The organism is Paenibacillus sp. 01T422 (genome assembly GCF_056398785.1).
Window position 1 is genome coordinate 1 of the sequence record NZ_JBFTQB010000617.1, and the last position, 3,960, is coordinate 3,960.

General features: G+C 44.2%; 4 protein-coding genes. 1 reads left to right on the forward strand and 3 read right to left on the reverse strand.

The genetic code is table 11. From position 1 onward, the window contains the following. On the reverse strand, positions 1-642 hold a 642-nt coding region (locus AC1DUA_RS27375; protein ID WP_477502773.1), incomplete at its 3' end, for an O-methyltransferase. A gap of 128 nt (positions 643-770) precedes the next feature. Here AC1DUA_RS27375 and AC1DUA_RS27380 point away from each other — a divergent pair. Beyond that, positions 771-1,676 carry a LysR family transcriptional regulator gene (locus tag AC1DUA_RS27380; RefSeq protein ID WP_477502774.1) on the forward strand — a complete coding sequence of 302 codons (906 nt, stop codon included), beginning with the start codon at positions 771-773 and terminating at the stop codon, positions 1,674-1,676. Between the two features lie 40 nt (positions 1,677-1,716). Here AC1DUA_RS27380 and AC1DUA_RS27385 read toward each other — a convergent pair whose 3' ends face one another. Beyond that, a complete protein-coding gene (locus AC1DUA_RS27385; protein ID WP_477502775.1) occupies positions 1,717-2,907 on the reverse strand; it encodes an MFS transporter in 1,191 nt (396 codons plus the stop codon). A 342-nt stretch (positions 2,908-3,249) separates the two neighbouring features. Next, entirely contained in the window at positions 3,250-3,732 is a 483-nt protein-coding gene (locus AC1DUA_RS27390) for a CcdC protein domain-containing protein (RefSeq protein WP_477502776.1), read from the reverse strand. Positions 3,733-3,960 lie beyond the last annotated feature (228 nt).

Genomic DNA, 3,960 nt, shown 5'->3' on the forward strand with positions numbered 1-3,960 from the left:
ATCATATCCTTTACTGCCAACCGTCTGAATCGCCGTAGCCGAAATCTTCGGCTCATCTGCCAAGAGATCGTAAAACTGCCTTACTCCCTGAACGCGGGGATCTTGACTCCCCGCATTGATGACCTCGCCATCACGGATGACATTATCTCCAATAATGACTGTTCCCGGATGAGAGAAATTCAATGCCCATTTTAAATAATTGGGATTATTGGGTTTGTCAGCATCTATGAATATCAGGTCAAAAGGTTCAACGCCCTCATCGTCCATCTGAGCTAATTGTTCTAAAGCATCTCCCACGCGAAGCTCGACAAGCTCACTCAACTGAGCATGGGATATGTTCGCCGCCGCCACTCGAGCATGAACCGGATCCAGTTCCAAGGTAACTATTTTCCCGTCTGTTGGCAGTGCCCTCGCCAACCAAATGGTACTGTAGCCGCCTAATGTGCCGATCTCCAAGATCCGTTTGGCGCCTTTCATTTGAACTAACAAGTTCAATAACTTCCCTTGAGCAGGTGAAACATCATAAGCAGGCAGCCCAGCATGTTGGTTCGCAACCAAGGCTTCTTCCAAAACAGGGTCATGTGGAATCAAACGTTCTGTAATGTACTGATCTACTTTTTCCCATGTGTTCATTGCATTCATAGATATCACTCCTCTTTGTTTTTACCTTCTGGTTTCATTATAAACCGATTCTAATTATATAAATAATATATCTTTATGTTAGAATCATAAATATAATATATAAATCAGAAACAAAGGGAGCCTTACTAATGAACCTACATGCATTGCGCTTATTTCATACGGTCGCGACTACTGGAAGTGTGACACGCGCATCTGAATTGTTAAATATTAGCCAACCTGCCATCACCGCACAGATAAAAAAGTTCGAAAAAGAATTGGCGCTTCCACTGCTTAAACCTCTGGGAAGAGGAGTTGCTCTAACGGATGCCGGCGAAGAACTTGCTTTACTCGCCAAAAGGCTTTTCGCTGTCGAACAGCAAATTGAGCAATTCGCCCACAATTACCGCAGCGGCACGAACGGAAGTATTCGGCTAGCTGCGACCTATTTACCCGCTCACTTCCTCATTCCCACTTGGATAGCCAAGTTTAAGCAGCAATATGAACAAGTTGAAATGATGATAACCACGACCAATTCCAGCGGTGCATTGAAGCAGCTTTTAGATGTAGAGGTAGATATCGCGATTTACGGGGGAATAGCCGAGTCATATCCAGACACCATTCTGACAGAAGAATTGTTTCAGGACGAGTTATGGTTTGTTGTTGCCCCTAATCACAAATATGCGAATCAGCAAGTTACTTTGTCCGAAATGGTGAAAGAACCTTTTGTCATGCGTGAAGAAGGCAGCTCAACTCGCGAAAGATTGCTGTCTCTGTGCCGCACCTATCACTCAGCCGTTCCCGCCATTTCATTGCAGTTTAATGGACTACATGAGGCTATCACTGCCGTTATTGCCGGATATGGCGCAAACTTCGTATCTTCCCTGGTGGTGCGCGAATATGTAAATCGTGGAGAGCTGTCCAGAGTTTATGTAGAAGGGATTCATCTCAAGAATACAATCGCCATTTGTACGCGTAAAAATGAACCCTTATCTGCTTCCACAAACAATCTCATCCAGATGATCCGTCAAAATCCTTATAATAAGCCGTTCTTGTGATTAGCAAGCACTTCATTGCGTGTGAACCGAGGAATCCCTGCTAATTCTCCTCTAACTCGGACTGCCGCTCGAAAGCTTCTGTGCTCTTCCCTGAGAAAAACGGAACCATTAGCGCGCACACAAGTGCCAGCATGATTAATACAATAAACGCGCCTCCGCGAAGATCTTTTACCGATAAAGCCAGTATTAGTAAAAGTATTCTCGAAGTATTCAAAAAGCATTCCCGCCATAAGAAAATCCGAGCTTGCTGGATGGCCGTTTGCTTAGAAATAATTCGGAACTGCCTCGTGTTCCACACCGTCCCAAAATAAAACATCCCGATTGTCGTTAAAATATTGGAAATGATGAGGATTGGCGCTTTAGGCAGCAAAGGCAGGAGAATGCCGACAGACAGAAAAATCATCCCGATGGCGAGCCAGGTCCCTTCACGTGTCTTCAACCTTCTATACAACATCATAGCCCCGATGGCGAAGCAGGCATAAAGCACATTAAGCATGGCGATAACCAATTTATCTTCCGATACCGAAAAGGTAAACACCAGCGCAAACAGCACTTGAAATTGCAAAAATACACCTGCCGCGAGCAGAGACGGAACCATCCATCGCAGCGCGCTAGTCGCAAAGACAAGCCGGAATTGTATGCCGCGAAATAATCGCTCGGGCTCACCCACGAGGGTAATCGAAGGAATATAGAACGAAACGACCAGTAACAAAGCCACAAAAACGAACATCAGTAAAAAGGAGCCCGAGTATCCGATCCATTTGATAATGAGCGCAAAGGCAATGGGATTAATAATGGATACGAGCTGATTGATGATATTGGCGATTGAAAAATACTGCTCGAAATCCTTCCCTTTCCCATACACACTCAAGGTAATATTTTGCGCTGCGGCATAAAATCCCCACATGATGCCAATCGGAATGGCGATAATGGTGATCCATAGCAGCCTATTTTCTAGCTCTAGCACCGATAAAAGCAGAAAAACGACTCCACCGCAGACCGCATTCGTACGAATCAACACACGTGTCGTATAACTGGTTAGTAGTCTAGAACCCGCCGCGAACGCGAACGTCCACGTGATAAACATGATGAGATTGAACCATACCACTTCAGAGATATTGTTGTTCTTCTCCCAAATAAATAGATTGACGAAAATACCAATGTAGTTAAATATGACTGTTGATGCTGCATTCATGAGCAGCAATCGTTTCATTTGACCACTAATATGCATTCCTTTCAGCCGCCTTCTCGAGTGTTCATGGACATCCATTAAAATTCGATTATGGCAAATTGATTTCCTGCATAAATGGAGCAACGCATTGCAGCTATCAGGCTACATACGGACAGAGTCGACCTTATTCCGTGAAAAAACGACCATCTGAAATTCTAACGGACCTCAATGCAGCTATTCACGTTTTTTGTGTGGAAATCGGCTGATTTTAGTCCTATAACGACTCTCGAGTCCGTTAGATATCGGATAGATGCAATTTTCCCGAAATAACGGCTACGAGGTCCATTAGCGAAAACAAACGCGGCCGTATTCGTTGGGCGCAAGGAATGCGCCGCTTAAGACTTAAACATTCATCATCGTTTGTTTCGAAGAGCTTACGCCTCGGAACTTCACATAACTCGTAATGCGCCATGTCGCGATGTACCCAAAGGTAACGAGGTTACACATAAAACTGAGTGTGCTTGGATCGATTGATTTTATAGTCGCTACGGCAAGGAAACGTAAGGCAAAGATCACAATCAGCAGCACGAACACCGCTTTGTTACGCTTAATAAAAGTGTTGCCATTGTCTCGCACTTCAAAGTTGGTCGTTATGATCAGGGGTATCGAAACAACCATGCCGATCAATAGTGCAATAATGACTTGCTCTTCCCGAATATGCAAGGACGGATCGAACAACTGCGTGAGTGAAGTCGAAATGTATAAGATTGGCAGCAGCAGGGTTACTCCTGATTTTTTTAGCGGCTTATTCATACCACTTAATTGCCCACGCAGGATGAAAAAGAAAATCAAAGCTGAAATCATTATCGATACTGTTGAATTCATAATTTGAACACTCCCTTAAAGGATTTATTGTCTTCATTATCGCCTTTAAGGGAGGCTTTCAAAAGTGAATCAAGTCATCGGTTCGAGGTGACAATTGTCACCTTCGGCAATATACGAATAACAATTTCACCCACCAAGAGCAGCAATAGGATCGAACTGTATATGCTAATTGTGTAGCTGTCCACGTAGGACAACCCGTACCCTTTTTGGAAGATCGAAGTCAGCAGA

Excerpts from the sequence above, each read along its gene's own strand:
- AC1DUA_RS27385 (WP_477502775.1), bottom strand. The coding sequence starts at position 2,907 with ATGCATATTAGTGGTCAAATGAAACGATTGCTGCTCATGAATGCAGCA.
- AC1DUA_RS27390 (WP_477502776.1), bottom strand. The coding sequence starts at position 3,732 with ATGAATTCAACAGTATCGATAATGATTTCAGCTTTGATTTTCTTTTTC.
- AC1DUA_RS27380 (WP_477502774.1), top strand. The coding sequence starts at position 771 with ATGAACCTACATGCATTGCGCTTATTTCATACGGTCGCGACTACTGGA.